We start from the raw sequence: 25,536 nt of genomic DNA on the forward strand, positions 1-25,536 counted from the left end.
TAACGTTATTGCGATTAATATTTTCAGCGTTATAATATAACGCAACACTCAACAACAAACTTAGAAGTAGTAATGATGAAACAAGTTTCAATTCTTTCTAGTGCTGTTGCCGCTGCGCTGTTTTCTCAATCAACAATGGCTGCTGTGATCACAGGTCAAGTATTAGATAAAAACCAACAACCTATCAGCAATGCTGAAATACATGTACACGGCAAATCACAAAGCGTTGTGACTGACAAACAAGGTCAGTTTAAAATTGATGTAGACAATAAAGGTCAGCTTCACATCAGTAAAAACAATTTCATCGATAAGCGTATTGCTATTAATGGCGAAGACCAAAATGTTGTGGTTACGCTTACACCAACCTCAGTTGAAACGGTTGTTGTTTATGCATCAGCGCTTCATAAAAATAGTCTTGAAATGATTTCGCCTGTGAATGTTTTAGCCGGTGATGAGTTAAAAGACAAAGCAAAACCGACATTAGGCGAAACACTAAAAGGTTTACCGGGCGTTAATGCTAGCTACTTTGGCCCAGTTTCATCAAGCCCAATTATTCGTGGTTTAGATGGTCCGCGTGTGAAGATCACCCAAAATGGCCTTGATAGCAGTGATGCATCTCGTATAGGCCCTGACCACGCAACATCAAATGACAGCCTAGCAGCAGAGCAAATCGAAGTACTTCGCGGCCCTGCTACTCTACTTTATGGCTCTGGCGCTATCGGTGGTGTGGTGAACGTTGTTGATAACCGTATTCCTACCGATAACATCGAGTCTTTAACCGGTGCTGCTCAATATACACACGATACAGTATCTAATACCAACACCTATGCTGCAAAACTTGAAACCGGTAACGATGGTTTCAACTTCCATTTTGACGGTACTAAGCGCAAAGGTCACGATTACGACACACCGAACTTTGAGCTTCCTGAGGAACATGAAGAGCACGAGGAGCATGAAGGTGAAGAGCATGAAGAACACGAAACAGCTAACAGCGTAGAAAACACCTTTATTGATAGCCAAACAGTTAATTTTGGTACTAGTTACGTGGGCGATCATCTAACGCTAGGTGTGTCATACGGCCGCATCGAAACAGATTATGGTATTCCTGCTCATGAGCATCATCACCATGAAGAAGAGGAAGATCATGACGAACATGAAGGTGAAGAAGAGCACGAAGAATCAGTATTTGCACAGCTAGAGCAAGATCGCTGGCAAGGCTACATGAGCTATGCACTTCATGATAACTGGATTGAAAATATCTCACTACGCGTTGGCTACACAGACTACAAACACGCTGAAATTGAAGATGGTGCAGTGGGCACCGTGTTTACAAACAAAACAACCGAAGCACGTGCAACCGTTGAGCACAAGTTAGGCCTTTGGCACGGTATGGCTGGTTATCACTACACTGAGTCTGACTACGATGCAGATGGTGAAGAAGCCTTTACGCCAGCAAGTGTCACTAAAACAAACGCGTTATTCGTTCTTGAAGAGCGCCAGTTTGATGATGTCACCGTTGAGCTAGGTGCACGCCTTGAAGATTATCAAATCGATTCTGCTGTAAGCATGGCTGAGCATCATCATGATCACGATCATGAAGAGGAAGAAGAGCACCATGACGAAGAAGAAGCTGAAATCATTAACTACAGTGAAGATTTCACAAACCTAAGCTTATCTGCAGGTGCAATTTGGCAATATCAAGAAGGCCAAAGTGTTGCTTTAAGTGTATCTCGTTCAGAACGTACGCCGCTAAGTGCTGAATTACTTTCAAACGGTATTCATATCGCAACAGGTACTTACGAGCTAGGCCTTGGTTATCATATTGAAGATGGCGAAATTCATTTTGAGCCAGAAGATATCGAGCAAGAAACTGCAACGAACTTTGATCTAAGTTTCCGTCGTTTTATTGGTGACTTTGGTTACACAGTTAACTTCTTCTATAACGACATTGAAAACTACTACTTCCAGCAAAATACCGGTTTAGTTTTCGACGAAGAGCATGGCTTAGAATCAGCAGCTGATGCAGATGAAGATGCAATGGCGGTTTACCAATTCACAAGTAAAGATGCGAAATTATACGGTATTGAATTTGACGTACACTATCAAGTGACGCCAAATGCGCTAGTTAAAGTGTTTGGTGATTCAACAACGGCTAAGCTAAAAGATGATGAAGGTTATTTACCGCGTATCCCTGCTAATAAACTGGGTTCTGAATTACAGTACACAGTGTCTGATTGGAAGTTTAGCCTAACCGGTACTCATTATTTTGAGCAGTCTGACATTACTGCTTACGAGACAAAAACTGACGGTTATACCCTATTTGATGCATCAGCTAACTACCAACTTGACTTAGGTCCTGTTGATACACAGCTTTATATTAATGTTGACAACTTAACCGATGAACTTGGTTTCGTACACAGTTCATTCATTAAAGAAAAAGCACCACTACCTGGTCGTAACTTCAGCTTAGGTATTCGCGGTTATTTCTAATCGCTTTTAATAGTTATAAAAAAACCCTTTCATTTTTAAAGTGAAAGGGTTTTTTATTAAGCATAGAAACTAAATAGGTTAGCTATTAGCCTTTTTGTTCAATCTTTGCCCATGAATCACGAAGACCCACAGTTTGATTGAATACTAATGTTTCTGCTTTGCTATCACGACAGAAGTAACCTGTACGCTCAAACTGGAAGCCCTGCTCTGCTTGTGCATTTGCAAGTGACGGCTCAACTTTCGCATTTTCAAGAACCACAAGTGATTCAGGGTTTAGTGTTGCGTTAAAGTCTTCTGCTGCCGCTGGGTTTGGCACGTTAAATAAACGGTCGTATAAACGAACTTCAGCTGTGATAGATTCACTCGCTGATACCCAGTGAATTACACCTTTAACTTTACGGCCATCACTTGGGTTTTTACCCAGAGTTTCAGGATCGTAAGAGCAGAAGATAGTTGTAATTTCGCCGTTTTCGTCTTTTTCAACGCGCTCAGCTTTAATTACATAAGCACCACGTAAACGTACTTCTTTATCAAGAACTAAACGCTTAAACTTGTTGTTTGCTTCTTCACGGAAGTCTTCACGCTCGATATAAAGTTCGCGAGTGAAAGGTACGTCACGGCGGCCCATCTCTTCTTTATTCGGGTGATTTGCTACAGACAATGTTTCTACTTTATCTGCGTCATAGTTTTCGATAACAACCTTCACCGGATCAAGAACAGCCATTGCACGAGGTGCATGTTCATTTAGGTCTTCACGGATACAAGCTTCTAGCATGCCCATTTCAACCATGTTTTCTTGTTTAGTGATACCGATACGAGAACAGAACTCACGCACTGATGCAGGTGTATAACCACGACGACGTAGACCAGCAATCGTTGGCATACGTGGGTCGTCCCAGCCTTCAACATGACCATTTACTACTAAGTCGTTTAATTTACGCTTAGACATAATGGTGTACTCAAGATTTAATCGTGAGAACTCGATTTGTTGCGGATGACACTCAAGGCTGATGTTATCTAATACCCAATCGTATAAACGACGGTTATCTTGGAACTCAAGCGTACATAATGAATGTGTAATACCTTCTAGCGCATCTGAAATACAGTGCGTGAAGTCGTACATTGGGTAAATGCACCACTTGTCACCTGTTTGGTGGTGATGAGCAAAACGTACACGGTATAAAATTGGATCACGCAATACCATGAATGAGCTTGCCATATCGATTTTAGCACGCAGTACACATTCACCTTCTTTGAATTCGCCATTACGCATTTTTTCGAATAACGCTAGGTTTTCTTCAACTGGTGTATCACGGTATGGGCTGTTTTTACCTGGCTCTTTTAAAGTACCACGGTATTCACGGGCTTGATCTGGCGATAAGAAACACACATATGCTAGGCCTTTTTCGATAAGCTCAACAGCATAGCCGTATAACGCATCGAAATAGTTAGATGAATACTTAATTTCACCATCCCACTGAAAACCTAACCACTGCACATCTTCTTTAATCGAGTTTACGTAGTTGATGTCTTCTTTTTCTGGATTCGTATCATCAAAACGTAAGTTACAAAGACCTTGATAATCTTGGGCGATACCAAAATTTAAACAAATAGACTTTGCATGACCAATGTGTAAAAAACCGTTTGGTTCTGGTGGAAAACGCGTGTGTGTAGTCGCATGCTTACCGCTTGCTAGATCTTCGTCGATACGCGTTCTAATAAAGTTACTTGGGCGATTCTCAATTTCCGCCATAGGAGCATAATCCTCTGAATATTGCATGGTGACAAAACTAATGCATTATTACAAAAACAAACCCTAACATACAGTGGTTGCATCATGTTTATTGAAGATATTACGTCGATTGTTGAATACATAGTTCACAGACTCGACAAAATCGGTAAAAAAATTGTTCTAACGCAATAAAATGATCATTGACTAGCGATATAGTGCCGTCAGTTTCACTACCAATAAGGAAAAAAGATGGCTTCGCTCAATCAACATCGAGTCTATATTCCAAGCTCAGCACGTGCAAACCAGTATGTGTTAGTTGAATTTAAACCTACTGATGAGTTTTTTGCCCAGTTCACCAATGTGAGCTGTGCTTATAAGCGTCTTGCAAGGGAGTTATTTGCACTATGTGATGAGTATGAATTACATAATGTACACCTAATCGCCAACGATAAATTACCCGTGGTTCGTTACCATGATGAGGCATATAGCTTAGAAACCGCTAAGCAGATTTTGTTTTTCTATAACCCACAATACCATGAAGCACATAATGTATTTGCTGATGGTGAGCAAAAATGCAAAAAAATTCGTTTATTATTCTTAGCGACTGGTAAAGATATTCGCGCTCATGCGGCTAGTTTTCATCATAATGTGCAAAGAGTGATCAACTCATTACAAGAAAAGCTACTAAGCGGCCAACCACCTCTTAAAATTCGTGACCACCAACATCTAACTTATGATTTATTTGCTAAAGCAAAAGGTCACAAAGAAAGCTATGGCTATAAATTACGTAGCTTATACCCACGTTACCAGTCTCGCCAATGTCATGTGCCAAATGAACACAGTGAGATGACATACGCTGGGTTTTCGATTCCAGTAACTCGCACCATTAAAACGCAATTTCAGCATATGTTGAATGAAGAGAATTATACGCAGTTTTATCAATACATCTTTGATGCATTCAAACGAGCATGTGATAAACGCGGATTAACACTCGGCGCTTTCATCGCTAACGGTACCCGCCCTATTGTTCGTAATAGTAATATTGATAACGCACAAAGTAACAGCGAACTGCAAAAGCTGACCTTTGATTGCAGCTCTGAGCAGGTGCAATTACAACAGTATTGGGATGCAGCTCAACTTGTAGATTCACTACATTTTGTGATTGCCGCAGCCGATAAAGACAAGCATGACATTGGTTATGGTAAGTTTATGAATCAAGTGCAAAGTGCGATAAATGAAGTTACTGACGAGCTGGCATTTAATCCGACTCGCCAAGATTTACGTGTGCGTTTTTATCAGCACATTAACTATCAATATTAAGAGTATAAGAGGTGACGCATGCGTCACCTCTTATTACCTAGCTTAGTTAAATCTAGACGCAATACTTTAGAGCGGCGTTCATGATTATATAGCGCTTTTTTCTTCGCAGGTAACTCATCAACTGTCACTATTTCAAAACTTTGCTCTAAAAACCAGTGAATGCTGCGTGTGGTGAGAGCAAATAAATGCGAATAACCTGCACGTTTAGCCTTATTAATAATAAACCTCAGTAGATAACTGCCGCGGTCGGCATCTCGGTACTGAGGGTGAACAGCCAAACTTGCAAACTCCCCTACTTGTTCATCAGCAAACGGATACAAAGCCGCACAGGCAATGATTAGCCCATCACGCTCAATAACTGTAAATTGTTCAATTTCGATTTCTAGCTGTTCACGAGAACGGCGCACTAAATAGCCTTGTTGTTCAAGGGGTCTAATAAGGTTAATGATACCGGTAATATCAGCAATACTTGCACTTCGTAATTGCTCAGAGCTTTGTGGTGCGATTTGTGTACCAATACCATCTAAAGAGAACAACTCTTGTAATAATGCGCCATCCTCTTTGTAACTAACAAGATGGCAACGATGTACGCCACCTCGACAAGCATCAATTGCAGCTTGTAAGAATACAGTAGCACTTAAACATGAATCTGGTTGCTTGCGATAGTTTACTAGTAGCTGCTCAGCTTCATTTGGCATTAGCTCTGCAATCGCTTCACCATTTTCATCCAAAATACCGGCTTCTTGACAAAAGCCAAGCATTTTATCGGCGCGTAGTTTGAGCGCTACTTGCGTAGCAATCTCTTCAGCAGTTAAGTTAAAGCTTTCACCTGTTACAGACGCCGCTATTGGCCCAAGCAGAACAATTCCGTTGTTATCTAACTGGTGGCGAATACCCGCAACATCGATACGTCTCACTCTACCTGAATGATGATAGTCAACACCTTCATCAACACCTAAAGGCTGAGCAATAACAAAATTACCACTCACCACATTTAAAAATGAGCCAGACATAGGTGTACTACTTAAAGACGTAGATAAACGCGCGGTTATATCGAACTGCATTGCACCCGCAACTTTTTTAATTACATCAAATGTTGCGTTATCAGTTACCCGTATCTCATTATGAAACTGACTAGTTATGCCAACTTGTTCAAGCGCTGCGTTAAACTGTGGACGAGCACCAAACACTAAAACAATCTTGATACCAAGACTAGTTAATAACGCGACATCGTTGATGATGCTGCGACAACCAGACTGATCGATCGCCTCTCCGCCAAGCATAACAACGAATGTTTTACCGCGGTGAGCATTAACGTATGGAGTTGACTGGCGAAATCCATCTACCAATTCTGTGGTACGCACGTAATATTTACCTTATTAAAGTCGAATGTTTTAATAAAAACAGATATACAAGCCACAAGTGTAGAGAATTTATATTCACAAATAAAGCATTATTATTCTTAATTTGTAGGTGGAATTTTCGTGCGAGTTATAAGAAAGGGATAAATACAAAAAAGGCCCGCATTAGCGAGCCTTTTTTAAGAGATTAGAACTGATTACCAGCCTGTTTTCTCTTTAAGTGCATTACCGATATCAGCTAATGAACGTACAGTTTTTACGCCAGCAGCTTCTAATGCAGCAAATTTCTCATCAGCAGTACCTTTACCGCCTGCGATGATTGCACCAGCGTGACCCATACGCTTACCTGCAGGTGCAGTAACACCAGCAATGTAAGAAACAACAGGTTTAGTCACGTTGTGCTTGATGTATTCTGCGGCTTCTTCTTCTGCAGTACCACCGATTTCACCGATCATAACGATAGCTTCAGTTTGCTCGTCTTTTTCGAACATTTCTAAAACGTCGATGAAGTTAGTGCCAGGGATTGGGTCACCACCGATACCAACACATGTTGATTGGCCGAAACCAGCGTCAGTAGTTTGCTTAACCGCTTCATAAGTAAGAGTACCAGAACGTGATACGATACCTACTTTACCAGGCTTGTGGATGTGACCAGGCATGATACCGATCTTAGTTTCACCCGGAGTGATAACACCTGGGCAGTTAGGACCGATCATACGAACACCAGTTTCATCAAGCTTAACTTTAACGTCAACCATGTCTAGTGTTGGGATACCTTCAGTGATACAAACGATTAGCTCGATGCCAGCATCGATAGCTTCTAAGATTGCATCTTTACAGAAAGGTGCTGGTACGTAGATAACTGATGCAGTTGCGCCAGTTGCTTCAACAGCGTCACGTACTGTGTTGAATACAGGAAGACCAAGATGCGTTTGACCGCCTTTACCTGGGCTTACACCACCAACCATTTGTGTACCGTACTCAAGCGCTTGCTCAGAGTGGAAAGTACCTTGGCCACCTGTGAAACCTTGACAGATAACTTTTGTATCTTTATTGATTAATACAGACATTATTTGCCCTCCGCAGCAGCAACAACTTTTTCAGCTGCGTCTGTTAGTGATTCAGCAGCGATGATGTTAAGGTCAGAACTAGCTAGTACTTCACGACCAAGTTCAGCGTTAGTACCTTCTAAACGTACTACTACAGGAACGTTAACACCTACTTCTTTAACTGCGCCGATGATACCTTCTGCGATCATGTCACAACGTACGATACCACCAAAGATGTTAACTAAAACAGCTTTAACGTTGTCGTCAGATAAGATGATCTTGAATGCTTCAGATACACGCTCTTTAGTTGCACCGCCACCAACATCTAGGAAGTTGGCTGGCTTGCCACCGTGTAGGTTTACGATGTCCATAGTACCCATTGCTAGGCCTGCACCGTTAACCATACAACCAACGTTACCGTCTAGTGCAACGTAGTTAAGCTCGAAGCTTGCAGCGTGAGCTTCACGCGCGTCTTCTTGTGAAGGATCGTGCATTTCACGGATTTTAGGTTGACGGTAAAGCGCGTTACCATCTACACCGATTTTACCGTCTAGACAGTGAAGGTTACCTTCGTCTGTGATTACTAGCGGGTTGATTTCTAATAATGCGAAATCGAAATCGTTGAACATGTTTGCAAGACCCATGAAGATCTTAACGAACTGTTTCATTTGAGTAGGGTTTAAACCTAGTTTGAAACCTAATTCACGAGCTTGGTAAGCTTGAGGACCAACTAATGGATCGATCTCAGCTTTGTGAATTAATTCTGGAGTTTCTTCTGCAACTTGCTCGATTTCAACACCACCTTCAGTAGATGCCATGAAAACAACTTTACGAGAAGCACGATCTACTACAGCGCCAAGGTATAATTCGTTAGCGATGTCAGTGCAGCTTTCAACAAGGATTTTAGCTACTGGCTGACCATTTTCGTCTGTTTGGTAAGTAACTAAGTTTTTACCTAACCAGTTCGCAGCGAACTCTTTAACTTCGTCGATTGTTTTAACTAGCTTAACACCGCCAGCTTTACCACGGCCACCTGCGTGAACCTGTGTTTTAACAACCCACATATCACCGCCGATTTTCTCAGCAGCTGCTGCAGCTTCTTCAGGTGTATCGCAAGCGAAACCTTGAGAAACTGGTAAACCATATTCGGCAAAAAGTTGTTTTGCCTGATACTCATGCAAATTCATGATGCTTTATCCAATTTTTTATACTAAAAGAGCTGAATATTTATGCAAAATAAACAGCTATCCCAAATTGCGCACTTAGTATAAATCCCAAGGCTCCACATGAAAACCCCAGTTAGACCAAAGGCGCAAAAAAAAAGCTGTGAACGAGGTTCACAGCTTAGTTTTCATACAACCAGATTAAACATCTAGTAGTAAACGAGTCGGATCTTCAAGTAACTCTTTAATTGTTACTAAGAAACCTACTGATTCTTTACCATCGATTTGGCGGTGATCATAAGATAACGCTAAGTACATCATTGGTAAGATTTCAACTTTACCATTTACAGCCATAGGACGCTCTTGGATTTTGTGCATACCTAAGATTGAAGACTGTGGTAAGTTGATGATTGGTGTAGATAGTAATGAACCAAATACACCACCGTTAGTGATAGTGAAGTTACCACCTGTCATATCATCAATTGATAATTTACCGTCACGACCTTTAAGCGCTAGCTCACGGATACCTTTTTCGATTTCAGCAACTGATAGCTTGTCACAGTCTTTAAGAACTGGAGTAACAAGACCACGTGGTGTAGAAACCGCGATGCTGATGTCGAAGTAGTTGTGATAAACAATATCATCACCGTCGATAGACGCATTTACTTCAGGGAAACGCTTAAGTGCTTCAGTTACTGCTTTCACGTAGAAAGACATGAAACCTAAACGGATACCGTGACGCTTTTCGAATACTTCTTGGTACTGCTTACGAAGATCCATGATTGGCTTCATGTTAACTTCGTTGAAAGTCGTTAACATTGCAGTTGAGTTTTTCGCTTCAAGAAGACGATTAGCGATTGTTTTACGTAAACGAGTCATAGGAACACGTTTTTGCGTACGGTCACCCATAGGTGCTGCTGGCGCTGCTGCTTCTGCTTTAGGCGCTGCTGCCGGTGCTTTTAAGAATGTATCAACATCTTCTTTAGTTACACGGCCATTTTTGCCAGTACCTTTGATTTTTGATGCATCAAGACCTTTCTCAGCGATTAAACGACGAACTGACGGTGTTAATACGTCAGAGCTGTCATTTGATTCGCTTGCTGGTGCTGCTTCAGCTTTAGGAGCTGCTGCCGGTGCTGCACCCGCTTTAACTGTACCAATTACTTGCTCACCAAGTACTGTTTCGCCTTCAGCGTGAATGTGCTCACCCATGATACCGTCTTCTTGAGCAACAACTTCAAGAACAACTTTATCAGTTTCGATGTCAACAAGGTTTTGGTCGCGTGTTACCGCTTCACCTGGTTGAACGTGCCAAGTAGCAATTGTCGCGTCTGCGACTGATTCTGGAAGTACAGGTACTTTAATGTCCACTTCTTTACCTTCTGATGCTGGTGCTGATTGCGCCGCTGGCGCGTCTTCTGATTTAGCTGGTGCAGAGTCGTCACTTGCTGGTGCAGCATCTGCATCACCAAGTAATGCAATTACTTGTTCGCCAAGTACCGTTGCACCTTCTTCTTGTGAAATTTCAGTGATTACACCGTCATTTGGTGCAACAACTTCTAAAACAACTTTATCTGTTTCGATATCTACTAAGTTTTGGTCGCGGCTTACTTTGTCGCCAACACTTACGTGCCATGTTGCAACAGTAGCATCAGCAACCGACTCAGGAAGTACAGGAACTTTAATTTCTGTGCTCATTGCTTATCCTTTCTTTTCAATAGTAAGCGCATCTGCAACGAGCGCTTGTTGTTCTTTATTATGCACTGACATGTAACCACACGCTGGTGATGCTGATGCTTTACGACCTGCGTAAGTTAATTTAGCACCGGCTGGGATTGCATCAACAAAGTGGTGTTGAGAACAATACCATGCACCTTGGTTTTGTGGCTCTTCTTGACACCAAACAAAATCTTTAACGTGTTGGTAACGCTGCATGATTGTATCCATCTCAGCGTGTGGGAATGGATATAATTGTTCTACACGAACAATAGCAATGTTATTTAATTCTTGCTTACGACGCTCTTGTAGTAGCTCGTAATAAACTTTACCGCTACAGAATACAACGCGTTCTACTTTATCTGCTGCAATATCATCAATTTCATCGATCATATTGTGGAACACACCTTCAGATAACTCTTCAAGTGAAGATGTTGCCAACGGGTGACGAAGTAGCGACTTAGGCGTCATAACAATCAATGGACGACGAAGTGGACGTACTGATTGACGACGAAGCATTGCATAAACTTGCGCTGGAGTTGAAGGAACACATACTTGCATATTGTGATCAGCACACAACTGTAAGAAACGCTCTAAACGTGCCGAGCTATGCTCAGGACCTTGACCTTCGTAGCCGTGTGGAAGTAAACATGTAAGACCACATAAACGACCCCACTTCTGCTCACCTGAACTTAAGAATTGGTCAAATACAACTTGTGCACCATTCGCGAAGTCACCAAACTGTGCTTCCCACATTACAAGTGACGTAGGTTCAGCTGTTGCGTAACCATATTCAAACGCAAGTACCGCTTCTTCAGAAAGAACTGAGTCATACACTTCAAATGCACCTTGCTTTTCGCTGATATTTTGCAGCGGCAAGTATGTTGATGCATCTTTTTGGTTATGAACAACAGCATGACGGTGGAAGAATGTACCACGACCTGAATCTTGACCTGTTAAACGGATATCTGTACCAGCATCAACAAGCGTTGCATAAGCAAGTGTTTCAGCCATACCCCAATCAAGTGGTTTTTCACCTGTTGCCATTAACTTACGGTCGTCGTAGATTTTCTTAACGCGCGACTGTGCTTTGTGGCTTTCTGGGAAGCTTGCTACTTTTTCGCCAAGCTCTTTTAACTTTTCAACCGATACTGTTGCATCGTACTCAACATCCCAATCGTGACCAACAAACTTAGCCCAATCAGAAGAGTGTGATGTTTCTAGTTGAATTTCTTCAACAACACAGTTGCCTTTGTCTAAACCGTTACGGTAATCATCAGCAAGTGCTTTTACTTCATTTTCTGAGAATGAACCTTCAGCAACTAATTGGTCTGCGTAAATTAGACGAGGTACTGGATGCTTTTTGATTTTTTGGTACATAAGTGGTTGAGTCGCGTTCGGCTCATCCGCTTCGTTATGACCATGACGGCGATAACATACTAAATCAATCACTACATCACGTTTAAACTGGTTTCTGAAATCAAGTGCGATTTGAGTAACAAATGCAACCGCTTCAGGATCGTCAGAGTTAACGTGGAAAATTGGTGCCTGAACCATTTTCGCAATATCAGTACAGTATGGTGTAGAACGTACATCAGACTGTTTAGACGTTGTGAAACCAACTTGGTTATTTACAACGATACGGATACTACCACCACAACTAAATGCATTAGTTTGCGATAAGTTAAATGTTTCTTGTACAACACCTTGACCTGCGATTGCAGAGTCACCGTGAATAGTAATTGGTAATGCTTTAATACCTGACTTATCACCTAGACGGTCTAAACGAGCACGTACCGACCCCATAACCACTGGGTTAACGATTTCTAAGTGAGACGGGTTAAATGCAAGTGCCATGTGCACGTTGCCACCCTTAGTTGCAAAGTCAGATGAATAACCCATGTGATATTTAACATCACCTGAGCCTAATGTGTCTTTGTGTTTACCAGCGAACTCATCGAATAATTCTGATGGGTTTTTACCTAAAACGTTCACTAGTACGTTCAAGCGACCGCGGTGAGCCATACCAATAACAGCTTCTTTTTGTCCGCTTTCACCTGCACGATGAATTAGTTCTTTAAGCATTGGTACTAACGCATCACCACCTTCAAGTGAGAAACGTTTTGCACCAGGGAACTTAGCCCCTAAATATTTTTCAAGACCATCTGCAGCTGTTAATCCTTTAAGGATACGTAGCTTTTCTTCTTTAGAGAACGTTGGACGTGATTGCACTGATTCTAAACGTTGTTGTAACCAACGCTTTTCTTCAGTTGAAGTGATGTGCATATACTCAGCACCAACCGACCCACAATAAGTCGTTTTGAGTGCTTGATATAGCTCACCTAATGGCATGGTTTCGCGACCGACAGCAAACGAACCCACATTGAATTCACGGTCAAAATCAGCTTCAGATAAATCGTGGTACTCTAATTCTAGATCACGAACACGTTCGCGTTGCCAAATACCTAATGGATCTAGGTTGGCATTTTGGTGACCACGGAAACGGAAAGCATTAATAAGTTGTAGCACCTTGACCTGTTTAGGATCACCAGAGCCACCCTCTGCTACCACTACTTCTCTATGCTTGTTTTTAGCAAGCTGTGCAAATTGTGAACGAACTTCTGAATGTTTAACGTCAACATCCACACCATCAACTTTTGGTAATTGTTCGAACACTTCTCGCCATTCTTCTGGCACAGAAGTCGCATCATCTAAGTACGCTTCATAAAGCTCTTCTACGTAAGCAACGTTACCGCCGTTTAAGTGAGAAGATTCTAGCCATGCCTTCATCACACCTTCGTGCATTTATAAGCCCTTTTCTTTAGCGCAGAAATTAATTGTTGTAAAAACAAGGTGGTTAATCACTTAACCACCTTACATATTCAAGCTTTAAACAGCGCGGTTTAAAAGCATTGATTTGATTTGTCCAATTGCTTTGGTCGGGTTAAGACCTTTTGGACACACGCTAACACAGTTCATGATACTGTGACAACGGAACACGCTGAACGCATCGTCAAGGTCAGCAAGACGCTCTTCAGTCGCTGTATCGCGGCTATCAGCCAAGAAACGATACGCATGAAGAAGGCCCGCAGGACCGATGAACTTGTCTGGATTCCACCAGAACGAAGGACACGATGTTGAACAACATGCACATAAGATACACTCATATAAGCCATCTAACTTATCACGTTCTTCGATTGACTGAAGACGCTCACCCGCCGCTGGCGTGTCGTTAATTAGGTAAGGCTTAACTTTTTCGTATTGAGTGTAGAACTGACTCATGTCAATAACAAGGTCACGTACCACAGGTAAACCTGGTAATGGGCGAATTACGATTTTACCTTTGCCACCTTTAAGTAGCGTTGATAAAGGCGTGATACACGCTAAACCATTTTTACCATTCATGTTGATACCGTCTGAACCACACACACCTTCACGGCATGAACGACGGAATGATAATGTTGGATCTTGCTCCTTCAATTGCATAAGGGCATCCAATACCATCATATCTTGGCCTTCTTGCGTTTCTAGCGAGAAGTCCTGCATACGTGGTGCATTATCAACATCTGGATTGTAACGATAAACCGAAAATTGTACTTGTGCCATCGTCTCGCTCCTAGTATGTACGTGCTTTAGGTGGGAAAGCTTCACGCAGTTTCGGCGCGTAGTTTACATCACGTTTGCTCATTTCTTCGCTCTTAGGATCGTAGATTGAGTGACATAACCAGTTTTCGTCATCACGATCTGGGAAGTCAAAACGAGAGTGTGCACCACGGCTTTCTGTACGGAAGTTTGCAGCTACTGCTGTTGAGTAAGCTGTTTCCATCAAGTTATCAAGCTCTAGACATTCGATACGTGCAGTGTTGAACTCAGTCGACTTGTCGTCAAGACGAGCGTACTGAAGACGTTCACGAATTTCTTTAAGCTCTTTAAGACCTGTTGCCATTGCATCACCTTCACGGAATACCGAGAAGTTAAGTTGCATACACATTTGTAGGTCTTTCTTGATTTGTACTGGGTCTTCACCTTGGCCAGCTTTAGAGCTTTCCCAACGGTTAAAGCGTGCAAGTGATGCTTCAAGGTCTGAATCAGACGCATCTTTACCTGCTTCAACACCGTTAAGGTACTTACCTAAGAAGTTACCAGCTGCGCGGCCGAATACAACTAAGTCAAGTAGTGAGTTACCACCTAGGCGGTTAGCACCGTGTACAGATACACATGCAATCTCACCAACAGCGAATAAACCTTCAACTACTTTCTCTTGGCCGTTCGCATCAATTTGTAATGCTTGACCATTTACGTTAGTTGGAACACCACCCATCATGTAGTGACATGTTGGGATAACTGGAATTGGCTCTTTAGCTGGATCAACGTGTGCGAATGTTTTCGCAAGGTCACATACGCCTGGAAGACGTAAGTTAAGTGTTTCTTCACCTAAGTGGTCAAGCTTAAGCTTGATGTGTGGACCATAAGGACCATCGCAACCACGACCTTCACGGATCTCAGTCATCATTGAACGAGCAACAACGTCACGAGATGCTAAGTCTTTTGCATTTGGGGCGTAACGTTCCATGAAGCGTTCGCCATCTTTATTTAGAAGGTAACCACCTTCACCACGACAACCTTCAGTTACAAGTACACCGGCACCGGCGATACCTGTTGGGTGGAACTGCCACATTTCCATATCTTGCATTGCAACGCCAGCACGTGTAGCCATACCAACACCGTCACCAGTGTTGATGTGTGCATTCGTTGTCGATGCATAGATACGGCCTGCACCACCTGTTGCTAAAACAACAGCTTTTGATTTGAAGTAAACAACTTCACCAGACTCGATGTCGATTGCTGTACAACCAACAACGTGACCGTCGCTGTTTTTAACTAAATCTAGTGCGTACCACTCAGAGAATACGTTAGTTTTGTTTTTAACGTTCTGTTGGTATAAACAGTGTAATAGCGCGTGACCTGTACGGTCAGCTGCTGCTGCAGTACGTGCAGCCTGTTCACCACCAAAGTTTTTCGACTGGCCGCCGAAAGGACGTTGATAAACACGGCCATTTTCAAAACGAGAAAATGGTAAACCCATGTTTTCTAATTCAGTAATAGCTTCTGGGCCTGTTTTACACATATATTCGATAGCGTCTTGGTCACCGATAAAATCGGAACCTTTAACAGTATCGTACATGTGCCATTCCCAGTTATCTTCATGTGAGTTACCCAGCGCAACCGTAATACCACCCTGTGCAGACACAGTGTGAGAACGTGTAGGGAAAACTTTTGAGATAAGTGCACAGGTTTTGCCTGATTCAGTGATAGCTAGTGCTGCGCGCATACCCGCACCACCGGCACCAATCACTACAGCGTCAAATTCACGAACAGAATAATTCACTTAAACACCCCATAAAACGATTAGACCAATTGCTACGTAAGCAACAGCCATAAGGTTTAATACAAAGCCTAAAACAGCACGTAATTTAGCGCATTTAACATAGTCAGTAAGAACTTGCCAAAGGCCGATACGGGTGTGAACCATGATGCAAACTAGGGTAATTAAGGTAAACCCTTTCATTGCTAGGTTAGAGAATAGGCCTTGCCAGGCTTCGAAAGTGACTTCTGGCGTACATAAAAAATAGCCGATAATAAAAATCGCGTAAGCGCTGATTATTAATGCTGTTGCACGTAGTGATACGAAATCTTGTACACCATCACGTTTAAGAGTTGCTTGATTTAAAACCATATCCACACTCCTGCTAGAATTGCAGCTACAACACCTAAAGCTAATGCAACTTTAGCGCTGAAGTTACCTGATTCAAGTTCTTCCCAGTGACCCATGTCCATAATGATATGACGGATACCACCAATTAAGTGATACGCCAATACAGAAATGGTGCCCCATGCTATGAATTTGGCAATGAATCCGCTGAACAGACCCTTGACGAATTCAAAACCTTCTGCAGAAGAAAGAGACTCAGACCAAGCCCAAATGACAAACGTTAAAGCAAAAAATAATGCAACACCGGTGACGCGGTGTAAAATTGATGCTTTAGCCGTTGCCGGCATAGATATAGTTGTTAGATCTAGATTTACAGGTCTTTGCTTTTTCACAGTTACTTGCCCATCTTGCCCTTATCGGGCTCATCTACTTGTTTTTCTAAAACCCATCAAAATGAATTTCGATGGAACTATCTAAGTAAACCGTGTTGATACACAAAAAGTTCACACTTATGCAAAACTCAAATGTAAAAATAAAGTTTACCTACAGACAATACGGTATAAAACCTTGGATAGTATATATAGCCAAAGGTCTTTTTACAATTCTTGTTTAGTAAGAGACGTTTGCGAATTAGCCAATAGTATAATATTTAATCCTGACAGAATATTTATTATCCATTTGTGCATAATGTTTATAAAAATTGACTTTATACCCCTCTTTCACGTTAAAATGAAAAGAATGTGCTTAAACAGATTCAGAACATAACAATCAGAGTTGTTATCTTAATAGGAGATAAATAGATGGCGGATAAGAAAGCCACGGTCCATATTGATGGTCTTGATCCAATCGAACTTCCAATTTACCAAGGCACTGCTGGCCAAGACGTAATCGACGTACGTACGTTAGGTTCACACGGTCACTTCACTTACGACCCAGGTTTCATGTCGACCGGTTCTTGTGAATCTTCAATCACTTACATTGATGGCGGCAAAGGTGTTCTATTACACCGTGGTTACCCAATCGAGCAATTAGCTGATGAATCAAACTACATCGAGCTTTGCTACTTACTATTAAACGGCGAATTACCGACTAAAGAACAATACGAAGCGTTTGCTCAAGAAATCACGCACAATACAATGCTTGATACTAAAATCGCAAACTTCTTCCAAGGTTTCCGCTTTGACGCTCACCCAATGGCAATGCTGTGTGGTGTTGTAGGTGCTCTTTCTTCTTTCTACCACGAAGATTTAGACATCACTGACGCAACACAACGTAAAACAAGCGCAATCAAGCTAGTTGCTAAACTACCAACTATCGCTGCGATGGCTTACAAATACAATGTAGGTCAACCGTTTGTTTACCCACGTAACGACTTAAGCTTCGCTGAAAACTTCTTACACATGATGTTCTCAGTACCTGCTGAAGAATACAAAGTAAGCCCTGTTCTTGCTAAAGCAATGGACAAAATCTTCATGCTTCACGCTGACCATGAGCAAAACGCATCAACGTCAACTGTTCGTCTAGCTGGTTCTTCAGGTGCTAACCCTTACGCGTGTATCGCGGCTGGTATCGCATCTCTATGGGGCCCTGCGCACGGTGGTGCTAACGAAGCATGTCTTAACATGTTAGAAGAAATTGGCTCTGTTGACCGTATCGACGAGTACGTTGCTAAAGCGAAAGATAAGTCTGATCCTTTCCGTCTTATGGGCTTTGGTCACCGTGTATACAAAAACTTCGACCCACGTGCGACAGTAATGCGTCAAACATGTCACGAAGTACTTGCAGAGCTAAACATTCAAGATCCACTTCTTGATATCGCTATGAAGCTTGAGCAAATTGCACTTGAAGACCCATACTTCGTTGAGAAGAAACTTTACCCTAACGTAGATTTCTACTCAGGTATCATCTTAAAAGCAATCGGTATTCCAACAAGCATGTTCACTGTAATCTTTGCAATGTCACGTACTGTTGGTTGGATCTCTCACTGGGATGAGATGCTTTCTCAACCTGGTCACAAGATCAGCCGTCCTCGTCAGTTATACACTGGTGAAACTTCACGCGATTACGTACCAACAGACAAACGTTAATACGAATTTGCGTTTAAAAAAGGCCGCTATGCGGCCTTTTTTGTTGCCCTGCACTTGTCTATTTGTGCAAAGTAATTAAAATCGTCGCATTCTTGCTGTTAAGGGCCTTCCATGTTCGACATTGCTAAAATACGTGCTGACTTTCCAATACTGAATGAAACAGTCAATGAGCAGCCTTTGGTGTATTTAGACTCAGCGGCTACCTCGCAAAAGCCACAGGCAGTTATTAATGCTCTTAGCCGATTTTATAGCCATGAGAACGCCAATGTGCACCGCGGCCGTCATACCCTCAGTGAAAACGCGACACGCAACTATGAACAAACCCGAACGCTACTTGCAGATTATTTTTCTGTAAAAAGTAATGAGATAGTGTGGACCAAAGGCGCAACCGAATCGATTAATTTAATCGCAAATGGTCTGGCTTCGAGGCTTAACCCTGGCGATAAAATTGCCCTATCAGCCATTGAACACCACGCCAACATAGTCCCTTGGCAACAATTATCACAACGCACCGGTGCAGAAGTCATTATTTTGCCGATAGAAAATGATTTAACTATTAATAGCGTGCACTGTAGTGAATTTATCAAACAACAAGAGCCTAAAATTGTCGCTATTACCCATGCATCAAATACCCTTGGTAATATTACTGATTTAGCGCCGATCATTAACGCATGTAAGGCCATTAATGCTATATCTATTGTTGACGGTGCGCAGGCTGCGATGCATTTACGCCCTAATTTACAAGAAATTTCCTGTGATTTTTACGTGTTTTCTGCCCATAAAATGCTCGGGCCGACAGGTTTAGGAGGCCTATATGGCCGATTTGAGCTGTTAAATTCGCTCGATGTATATCAAACCGGTGGCGAAATGATCGAAACAGTGAACCTAACACACAGCACTTTTCGTGATGCGCCGGGTAAATTTGAAGCAGGAACACCCAATATTGCAGGTGTCATTGCCTTTACTGAGGCAATAAATTATTTAACATCGTTAGATTTTCAGCAAATGCGTCAACATGAGCATACAGTTTTTGACTATGCGATAAAACAATTATCAGCTATCGATGGTATTAATATCTATTCAAACCAAATACATAACATTGGTAACATTAGTTTTAATTATCGCGATGAACATCCGTTTGATTTAGCCACCCTACTGGATGGATTTGGTGTTGCGGTACGTAGTGGCCATCATTGTACGCAACCTATTATGAGCCATTTAGGCATACCAGGTACTGTAAGAGCAAGTTTTGCGTTATATAACAATAAAGCTGATGTCGATGCCTTTATCAGTGCCGTTAAAAGTAGTATCGAATTATTAGATTAATTTTGGATAAGTTATGAATTCAGCGTTTGAAGCCGTTAGTAAAAACATTGAAACAGCTGCTGGCTGGCAGCAAAAATATCGTCAAATAATGCTTTTAGGTAAGCAATTACCTGTTATGCCTGAAGTGCTCAAAGTAGATGATGCCCTAGTTAAAGGCTGTGAAAGTAAAGTGTGGCTATATATCGACTTTGATCATACAGAAAATAGCCTGGTTTTAGCGGGCGATTCAGATACTCGCATCGTTAAAGGGCTATTGGCTTTAATTTTAGCCTTATACAATGGTCTAACACCGGAGCAAGCGGCGCAAATTAATGCCTATGATGAATTTGAACGACTCGGTCTAATTAGCCATTTGAGCCCTTCTCGTGGGAATGGTATTAAAGCCATGGTTGATAAAATTCAAACCATGGCTGAACAAAAACAATAAGTTTTATAAACTACGCTGTTTTTTATCTAGGTATTTTCTAATCGCTTTGGCTGCAACAAAAAAGCCAAAGCTGCCTGTTACCATGGTTGCAGAGCCAAAACCATTATTACAGTCCATATTCATTGAACCATCTGCACCTTGTTTTGCTTGGCAAACCTCACCTTCGGAGGTTGGATATACAAGCTGCTCTGTAGAATAAACACAATCGACGTTAAATTTTCGCTTTGGATTGCTACTAAAGTTGTACTGTTTTCGCAAAATATAACGTACTTTTGCAAGCAATGGATCATGAGTTGTCTTTGCAACGTCACCAAAACTGATTTGACTAGGGTCGGTTTGCCCGCCTGCTCCTCCGGTGGTAATAACCGGTAGTTTTATGCGTTTACAGTGAGCAATAAGCGCTGCTTTTTCTTTTACAGCATCAATACAATCAATTACATAGTCAAAACCTTGAATATGCTCACGAATGTTATCTAGCGTAATGAAATCGTCAATAACATTAATTTTGATATCTGGGTTTATCAACTCACAACGTGTTTTCATCGCTTCTACTTTTGCTTCGCCTACGGTGCCAGTTAAAGCATGAATTTGACGATTAACATTGGTTGCACAAATATCATCTAAATCAATGAGGGTTAATTGCCCTACACCCGTTCGAGCCAATGCTTCAGCAGCCCAACTACCTACGCCACCAATACCAATGACACAAAAATGTGCTTGTTGTAACCAATCAAATTGTTGATGACCATATAAACGTTTAATGCCACCAAAACGGATGTCTTGTGTTGTTTCTTTCATTTACCAATCCAACGTCCAAGGAGCTGTCCACTCTTTGAATTCGTCTGAGTTAAAAACTTCATTAAGAAGAGTACCTAAAGTGTAATCACATCGATACTCTTTAAGCTGCTCTTTATAGCTAAATTGTAGTGCATAGGCATGCAAGTTTGTGCGCTCGTCTTTACTACCAGCATACGTACTATCACCTAGAATTGGAGCGCCTAAGCTTTTCATCGCGACTCTAAGCTGATGTGTCTTACCAGAGAATGGCTTTAACAAGTATGCACGAAGCCCTGGTCGAATACTTTTTGAGTAAAAGCGTGTGATAGCAGGATTTGTTTGGCTCTTTAACAGCTTAAATGCACCACGACGACTTTTTTGCATATCCCCTTTTATCCAACCTTGCTTTTTCTTAGGCTTAGCATCACTCACTGCGAGATAAAACTTATTTATTTTATGATCAGAAAATAGTGAAGTGAATTCGGCTGCAGCTTCTTTGTTACGGGCTAATATAATTAAACCTGATGTCACTTTATCTAGCCGATGAACCGGATAGAGCTTCTCATTAACAAGCTCTTCAGCAAGTACGACAAAACCAGCACATTGTTCACTATGAAAGCTCACTCCTGCTGGTTTATAAAAAACAAAGAAGTCATCTTCAATGGCATGAAGATGAACATTGTTTACATCATGCATTTTTTAGTTGCCAAGCACTGCAATAACTCGCGCTAAATCTTCAGGAGTATCTACGCCTGCTTGCGGTGCACACAGAGCTTTTGCGATTTTAATTTTGTGACCATGATAAAGTACACGAAGCTGCTCTAATGACTCTAAAAGCTCTAATCGAGATTCTGGTAATTCGATGTAGTCTTTAATGAAGCCAGCACGATAAGCATAAATACCAATATGGCGCGCAAAATCAGCAAGATTTAGCTTATCTCGGTCATCATTCATCATCGCATCACGATGATAAGGGATTGGCGAGCGCGAAAAATACAGTGCGTTGTTGTCTGCATCGTTAATGACTTTCACGCAATTGGGATTAAATATATCGTCAATCTCATCAATGCTGGTGCTCAAAGTCGCCATTGGCGCATCAGAATCAGCAAGTAGCATGGCAACTTGAGATACATTTTCGCTTGCCAATAAAGGCTCATCACCTTGCACGTTGACAACAATAGTGTCACTTTCAAGTTTTAACTGTTCAACAACCTCAGCTAAACGTTCTGTGCCTGATTGGTGATCTTCTCGTGTCATCAATACATTATCAGTAAACTTCTTTACTGCATCAAACACTGTTTGATGATCAGTCGCTACATAAACTTGTGATGCACCTGACGCAACTGCTTTTTCATACACATGTTGGATCATTGGTTTACCACAAATATCAGCAAGTGGTTTACCTGGTAAACGCGTCGATGCGTAGCGAGCTGGGATAACGACTACGAATTCCACTTATCAACCTCTTCTTGGCTTAATTCACGGGCTTCATTTTCTAAAAGCACCGGGATATCGTCTTTGATTGGGTACGCTAATTTCGCAGCAGTACTGATAAGCTCTTGATTCTCTTTATCAAGACGTAATTTACCTTTACACACTGGGCAAGCGATAATTTCAAGTAATTTTGTATCAAAGGCCATTGAGGATCCCTTTTTGTTTTAATAATAAATTAAGTTTTTCGATAACTGCTGCTGTTGGCTTTGCATCAACAGGTAAATAATACCAATTTGGTTTAGCAAAACTAAAGCATTTAACGGCATCTTTTTCTGTCATAAATACAGCGTCATCTGCAAAATCGCTAAAGTCATTTGCTTGGTAGGCATAATGATCACGAAAATGATGAGTCGATAGTAAGTTAATGCCTTGCTGCTCAAGACTTATTTCAAAGCGTTTGGGGTTACCAATAGCACTGACCGCATGGCCTTTATCTTGAACTGAATTGGCAAGTTCTGAATTACTTACGGTCCGAAATGGGCTTGATGCTAAATCATAGCGGCTTTGAGCGTTGCCACCATTTTCTATGACTAAATCAACCGATTTTAAGCGCGCTTTGGTTTCACGAAGTGGACCAGCAGGCATTAATAAACCGTTACCAAATTGGCGTTCACTATCAACAATACAGCATTCGATATCACGCGCCATTTTATAATGCTGCATGCCATCATCAGAAATAATGACATCGATATCATGTTGCTCTAACTTTTTTATACTAGCTTGTCGGTCAGGGCCAACCATTACAACACAACCTAGGCGGCGTTTAATAAGTACAGGTTCGTCACCTGCTTGCGTTGTCGTCGTTTGTTCTGTCACTAACAGTGGATACGAATCAGACTGACCACCGTAGCCACGACTGATCACAGCCACTTTTAAACCTTGCTGCTGTAAGTACTCAGCAAGCCAAATAACAAAGGGCGTTTTGCCGTTTCCACCCACACTAATGTTACCAACAACAATGACAGGAACATGCGCTTTAAAAGCCTTAAGTATATTTAGCTTATAAAACAAAGCACGAAGCGTTGAGATAAGCCAAAAAAGCACACTCAAAGGCAAGAGTAAAATGCTTAATAAACCTGGTTTTTTATACCAGCTTTTTTCAATAACACTCACTACTGCTCACCAAACTGCATCTTACATAACGCACTATAGGTACCGTCTTTTTCAAGTAGCTCGCCATGCGTGCCCTTTTCGATAACTTGACCATGGTCGATGACATAAATGCAATCACTGTTTTCTATTGTTGATAAACGGTGTGCTATCACAATCGATGTTTTTTCTTTCATTAAGCTATCAAGTGCTTGCTGGATCAGTTTTTCAGATTCAGTATCAAGCGCAGATGTCGCCTCATCGAGAATCAAAATAGGGGCATCTTTTAATATTGCACGAGCAATGGCTATTCGCTGACGTTGGCCGCCTGACAACATAACGCCATTTTCACCCACCATGGTATCTAAACCTTCTGGTAAGTCTTTAACAAACTCCCAAACATGGGCTTGCTTGGCAACGGCCATTAACTCCTCGTTTGTTAATTCGCGGTCGAGGCCATAGCAAATGTTATTCGTTATGGTGTCGTTAAATAAAACCACTTGCTGTGAAACGAGTGCAAATTGTTTACGTAAGTCTGTCAGTTTGTAATCAGCAATGTTGACACCATCAAGCAAAATTTCACTGTCACCTTCAAGCTCATAATAACGCGGCAATAAATTTGAGATGGTCGATTTACCTGAGCCAGAACGGCCAACCAATGCGATGCTTTCGCCGGCATTAATCGAAAGTGATAAATTCTTTAATACAGGCTCATCTTTCGTTGGGTATTTAAAGGTCACATTGTTTACTTCAATTTTCCCAGTTACTTTAGCAACGCTATAGGTGCCTGTGTCTTTTTCTACCTCTTCATCAAGTACCAAAAAGATACTTTGCGCTGCAGAGATACCACGTTGTAAATCGCTATTAACGTTTGAAAGTTGCTTAAGTGGACGCAGTAACATCATCATTGATGAAATTAGTAATACGAAGTCACCTGAACTGATGGTATCAATCATCGACGGCATAGAAACAACCCATAAAATCACGGCCATCGCGCTTGCTGCCAAAATTTGGATAACAGAAACGCTTAACGCTTTAGTTGCATCCATTTTAATGCGCTGCTGACGATTATGATTATTAATAGCCGAAAACTGCGTTATCTCTTGCTGTTGACCACCAAAGCCATGAATCACCTTGTGACCAGATAACATTTGCTCTGAGCTGCGAGTTACTTGGCCCATAGCAGATTGGATTTTTTTCGAAATCATACGAAAACGTTTCGATACAAAGGCAACAATCACAGCCACCAGCGGAATAATGACTAAAAATATCAGTGATAGCTTCCAACTGGTATAAAACATATTGAAAAGTAAGAAAACAACAAAGGCCCCTTCTCTTACAACAATTAACAGGGCTTTGGTAATGGCTTGTTGAACCTGCTCAGTATCAAAGGTGATTTTAGAGATTAAATCGCCATTTGAATTTTTATCATGAAAAGACACCGGCAGATGTAAAATATGTTCGAATAATTGTTGGCGCAACGTTCTTACAACTTGAGAGCCAACATAACTTAAACAGTACGACGACATATAGTTAAACATGCCACGACCTAATACCAATGCAATCACAACAAATGGTGCATAAGTTAAAACATCAGTGTTACGATCATTTAAACCTTCATCAATGAAGGGCTTCATTAAATTGATAAACAATGCATCCATGGCTGAATAGCCAATCATGCCTACAATGGCGAAAAACGCGATTAACTTATAATCACCCACATAACTGATTAATCGCTTATAGATTTGGGATGTAGTTTGATCCATAACACTCTCTTATTCATAGACTTCGA

At 41.5% G+C, this 25,536-nt stretch carries 21 protein-coding genes; 5 read left to right on the top strand and 16 right to left on the bottom strand.

Annotated elements, in window-relative coordinates:
- Nucleotides 1-75 precede the first annotated feature (75 nt).
- Nucleotides 76-2,490, top strand: a complete 2,415-nt coding sequence (locus JIG37_RS14365; protein ID WP_199529764.1) for a TonB-dependent receptor — start codon at nucleotides 76-78, stop codon at nucleotides 2,488-2,490.
- Between the two features lie 85 nt (nucleotides 2,491-2,575).
- On the opposite strand, the gene glnS is transcribed toward JIG37_RS14365, so the two are convergent.
- Nucleotides 2,576-4,243, bottom strand: coding sequence for a glutamine--tRNA ligase (glnS, locus tag JIG37_RS14370; RefSeq protein WP_199529667.1), 1,668 nt, complete (start codon nucleotides 4,241-4,243; stop codon nucleotides 2,576-2,578).
- 228 nt (nucleotides 4,244-4,471) lie between these two features.
- On the opposite strand from glnS, the gene JIG37_RS14375 reads away from it, so the two are divergent.
- Nucleotides 4,472-5,542, top strand: coding sequence for a DUF3083 family protein (locus JIG37_RS14375; protein ID WP_199529668.1), 1,071 nt, complete (start codon nucleotides 4,472-4,474; stop codon nucleotides 5,540-5,542).
- A 23-nt stretch (nucleotides 5,543-5,565) separates the two neighbouring features.
- Here JIG37_RS14375 and argA read toward each other — a convergent pair whose 3' ends face one another.
- The 9 genes from argA to sdhC form a co-directional block, all read right to left on the bottom strand.
- Nucleotides 5,566-6,906, bottom strand: coding sequence for an amino-acid N-acetyltransferase (argA, locus tag JIG37_RS14380; RefSeq protein ID WP_199529669.1), 1,341 nt, complete (start codon nucleotides 6,904-6,906; stop codon nucleotides 5,566-5,568).
- A gap of 194 nt (nucleotides 6,907-7,100) precedes the next feature.
- A complete protein-coding gene (sucD, locus tag JIG37_RS14385; RefSeq protein ID WP_054551365.1) occupies nucleotides 7,101-7,973 on the bottom strand; it encodes a succinate--CoA ligase subunit alpha in 873 nt (290 codons plus the stop codon).
- Nucleotides 7,973-9,139 (bottom strand): ADP-forming succinate--CoA ligase subunit beta, encoded by a 1,167-nt coding sequence (gene sucC, locus JIG37_RS14390; RefSeq protein ID WP_054551366.1) that lies wholly within the window; start codon nucleotides 9,137-9,139, stop codon nucleotides 7,973-7,975. The genes sucD and sucC overlap by 1 nt, the downstream gene beginning before the upstream one ends.
- Nucleotides 9,140-9,316: 177 nt before the next feature.
- Nucleotides 9,317-10,813, bottom strand: a complete 1,497-nt coding sequence (odhB, locus tag JIG37_RS14395; RefSeq protein ID WP_199529670.1) for a 2-oxoglutarate dehydrogenase complex dihydrolipoyllysine-residue succinyltransferase — start codon at nucleotides 10,811-10,813, stop codon at nucleotides 9,317-9,319.
- A 3-nt stretch (nucleotides 10,814-10,816) separates the two neighbouring features.
- The gene (locus JIG37_RS14400; protein WP_138600672.1) at nucleotides 10,817-13,636 is read right to left on the bottom strand and encodes a 2-oxoglutarate dehydrogenase E1 component; all 2,820 of its coding nucleotides are present in this window, start codon (nucleotides 13,634-13,636) and stop codon (nucleotides 10,817-10,819) included.
- A gap of 84 nt (nucleotides 13,637-13,720) precedes the next feature.
- Nucleotides 13,721-14,437, bottom strand: coding sequence for a succinate dehydrogenase iron-sulfur subunit (locus tag JIG37_RS14405; RefSeq protein WP_054551369.1), 717 nt, complete (start codon nucleotides 14,435-14,437; stop codon nucleotides 13,721-13,723).
- A gap of 10 nt (nucleotides 14,438-14,447) precedes the next feature.
- Nucleotides 14,448-16,220 (bottom strand): succinate dehydrogenase flavoprotein subunit, encoded by a 1,773-nt coding sequence (sdhA, locus tag JIG37_RS14410; RefSeq protein WP_054551370.1) that lies wholly within the window; start codon nucleotides 16,218-16,220, stop codon nucleotides 14,448-14,450.
- Nucleotides 16,221-16,568 (bottom strand): succinate dehydrogenase, hydrophobic membrane anchor protein, encoded by a 348-nt coding sequence (gene sdhD / locus JIG37_RS14415; RefSeq protein ID WP_054551371.1) that lies wholly within the window; start codon nucleotides 16,566-16,568, stop codon nucleotides 16,221-16,223. It abuts the gene before it with no gap.
- Nucleotides 16,559-16,936: a succinate dehydrogenase, cytochrome b556 subunit gene (gene sdhC, locus JIG37_RS14420; protein WP_082389167.1), complete on the bottom strand. Its 378-nt coding sequence runs from the start codon at nucleotides 16,934-16,936 to the stop codon at nucleotides 16,559-16,561. The genes sdhD and sdhC overlap by 10 nt, the downstream gene beginning before the upstream one ends.
- 408 nt (nucleotides 16,937-17,344) lie before the next feature.
- On the opposite strand from sdhC, the gene JIG37_RS14425 reads away from it, so the two are divergent.
- From JIG37_RS14425 to JIG37_RS14435, 3 genes are all read left to right on the top strand, one after another.
- Nucleotides 17,345-18,631, top strand: coding sequence for a citrate synthase (locus JIG37_RS14425; RefSeq protein WP_054551373.1), 1,287 nt, complete (start codon nucleotides 17,345-17,347; stop codon nucleotides 18,629-18,631).
- 111 nt (nucleotides 18,632-18,742) lie between these two features.
- Entirely contained in the window at nucleotides 18,743-19,957 is a 1,215-nt protein-coding gene (locus JIG37_RS14430) for a SufS family cysteine desulfurase (protein WP_199529671.1), read from the top strand.
- Between the two features lie 13 nt (nucleotides 19,958-19,970).
- Nucleotides 19,971-20,384 (top strand): SufE family protein, encoded by a 414-nt coding sequence (locus JIG37_RS14435; protein WP_054551375.1) that lies wholly within the window; start codon nucleotides 19,971-19,973, stop codon nucleotides 20,382-20,384.
- 3 nt (nucleotides 20,385-20,387) lie between these two features.
- Here the strand turns inward: JIG37_RS14435 and tcdA are convergent, their stop codons facing one another.
- From tcdA to msbA, 6 genes are read right to left on the bottom strand one after another with little or no spacing between them, the layout of a single operon-like run.
- Entirely contained in the window at nucleotides 20,388-21,182 is a 795-nt protein-coding gene (tcdA, locus tag JIG37_RS14440) for a tRNA cyclic N6-threonylcarbamoyladenosine(37) synthase TcdA (protein ID WP_054561573.1), read from the bottom strand.
- Nucleotides 21,183-21,857, bottom strand: coding sequence for a TIGR01621 family pseudouridine synthase (locus tag JIG37_RS14445; protein WP_199529672.1), 675 nt, complete (start codon nucleotides 21,855-21,857; stop codon nucleotides 21,183-21,185).
- Between the two features lie 3 nt (nucleotides 21,858-21,860).
- A complete protein-coding gene (kdsB, locus tag JIG37_RS14450) occupies nucleotides 21,861-22,616 on the bottom strand; it encodes a 3-deoxy-manno-octulosonate cytidylyltransferase (protein ID WP_055021960.1) in 756 nt (251 codons plus the stop codon).
- Nucleotides 22,604-22,801, bottom strand: coding sequence for a Trm112 family protein (locus tag JIG37_RS14455; protein WP_036968654.1), 198 nt, complete (start codon nucleotides 22,799-22,801; stop codon nucleotides 22,604-22,606). Before JIG37_RS14455 ends, kdsB begins: the two co-directional genes overlap by 13 nt.
- Nucleotides 22,791-23,768: a tetraacyldisaccharide 4'-kinase gene (gene lpxK / locus JIG37_RS14460; protein WP_199529673.1), complete on the bottom strand. Its 978-nt coding sequence runs from the start codon at nucleotides 23,766-23,768 to the stop codon at nucleotides 22,791-22,793. Before lpxK ends, JIG37_RS14455 begins: the two co-directional genes overlap by 11 nt.
- Complete coding sequence (gene msbA, locus JIG37_RS14465) at nucleotides 23,768-25,510, bottom strand: lipid A export permease/ATP-binding protein MsbA (RefSeq protein ID WP_054551380.1); 1,743 nt, start codon at nucleotides 25,508-25,510, stop codon at nucleotides 23,768-23,770. The genes lpxK and msbA overlap by 1 nt, the downstream gene beginning before the upstream one ends.
- Nucleotides 25,511-25,536 lie beyond the last annotated feature (26 nt).

This window comes from Pseudoalteromonas sp. bablab_jr010 (assembly GCF_016464105.1).
Lineage (GTDB): Bacteria > Pseudomonadota > Gammaproteobacteria > Enterobacterales > Alteromonadaceae > Pseudoalteromonas > Pseudoalteromonas simplex.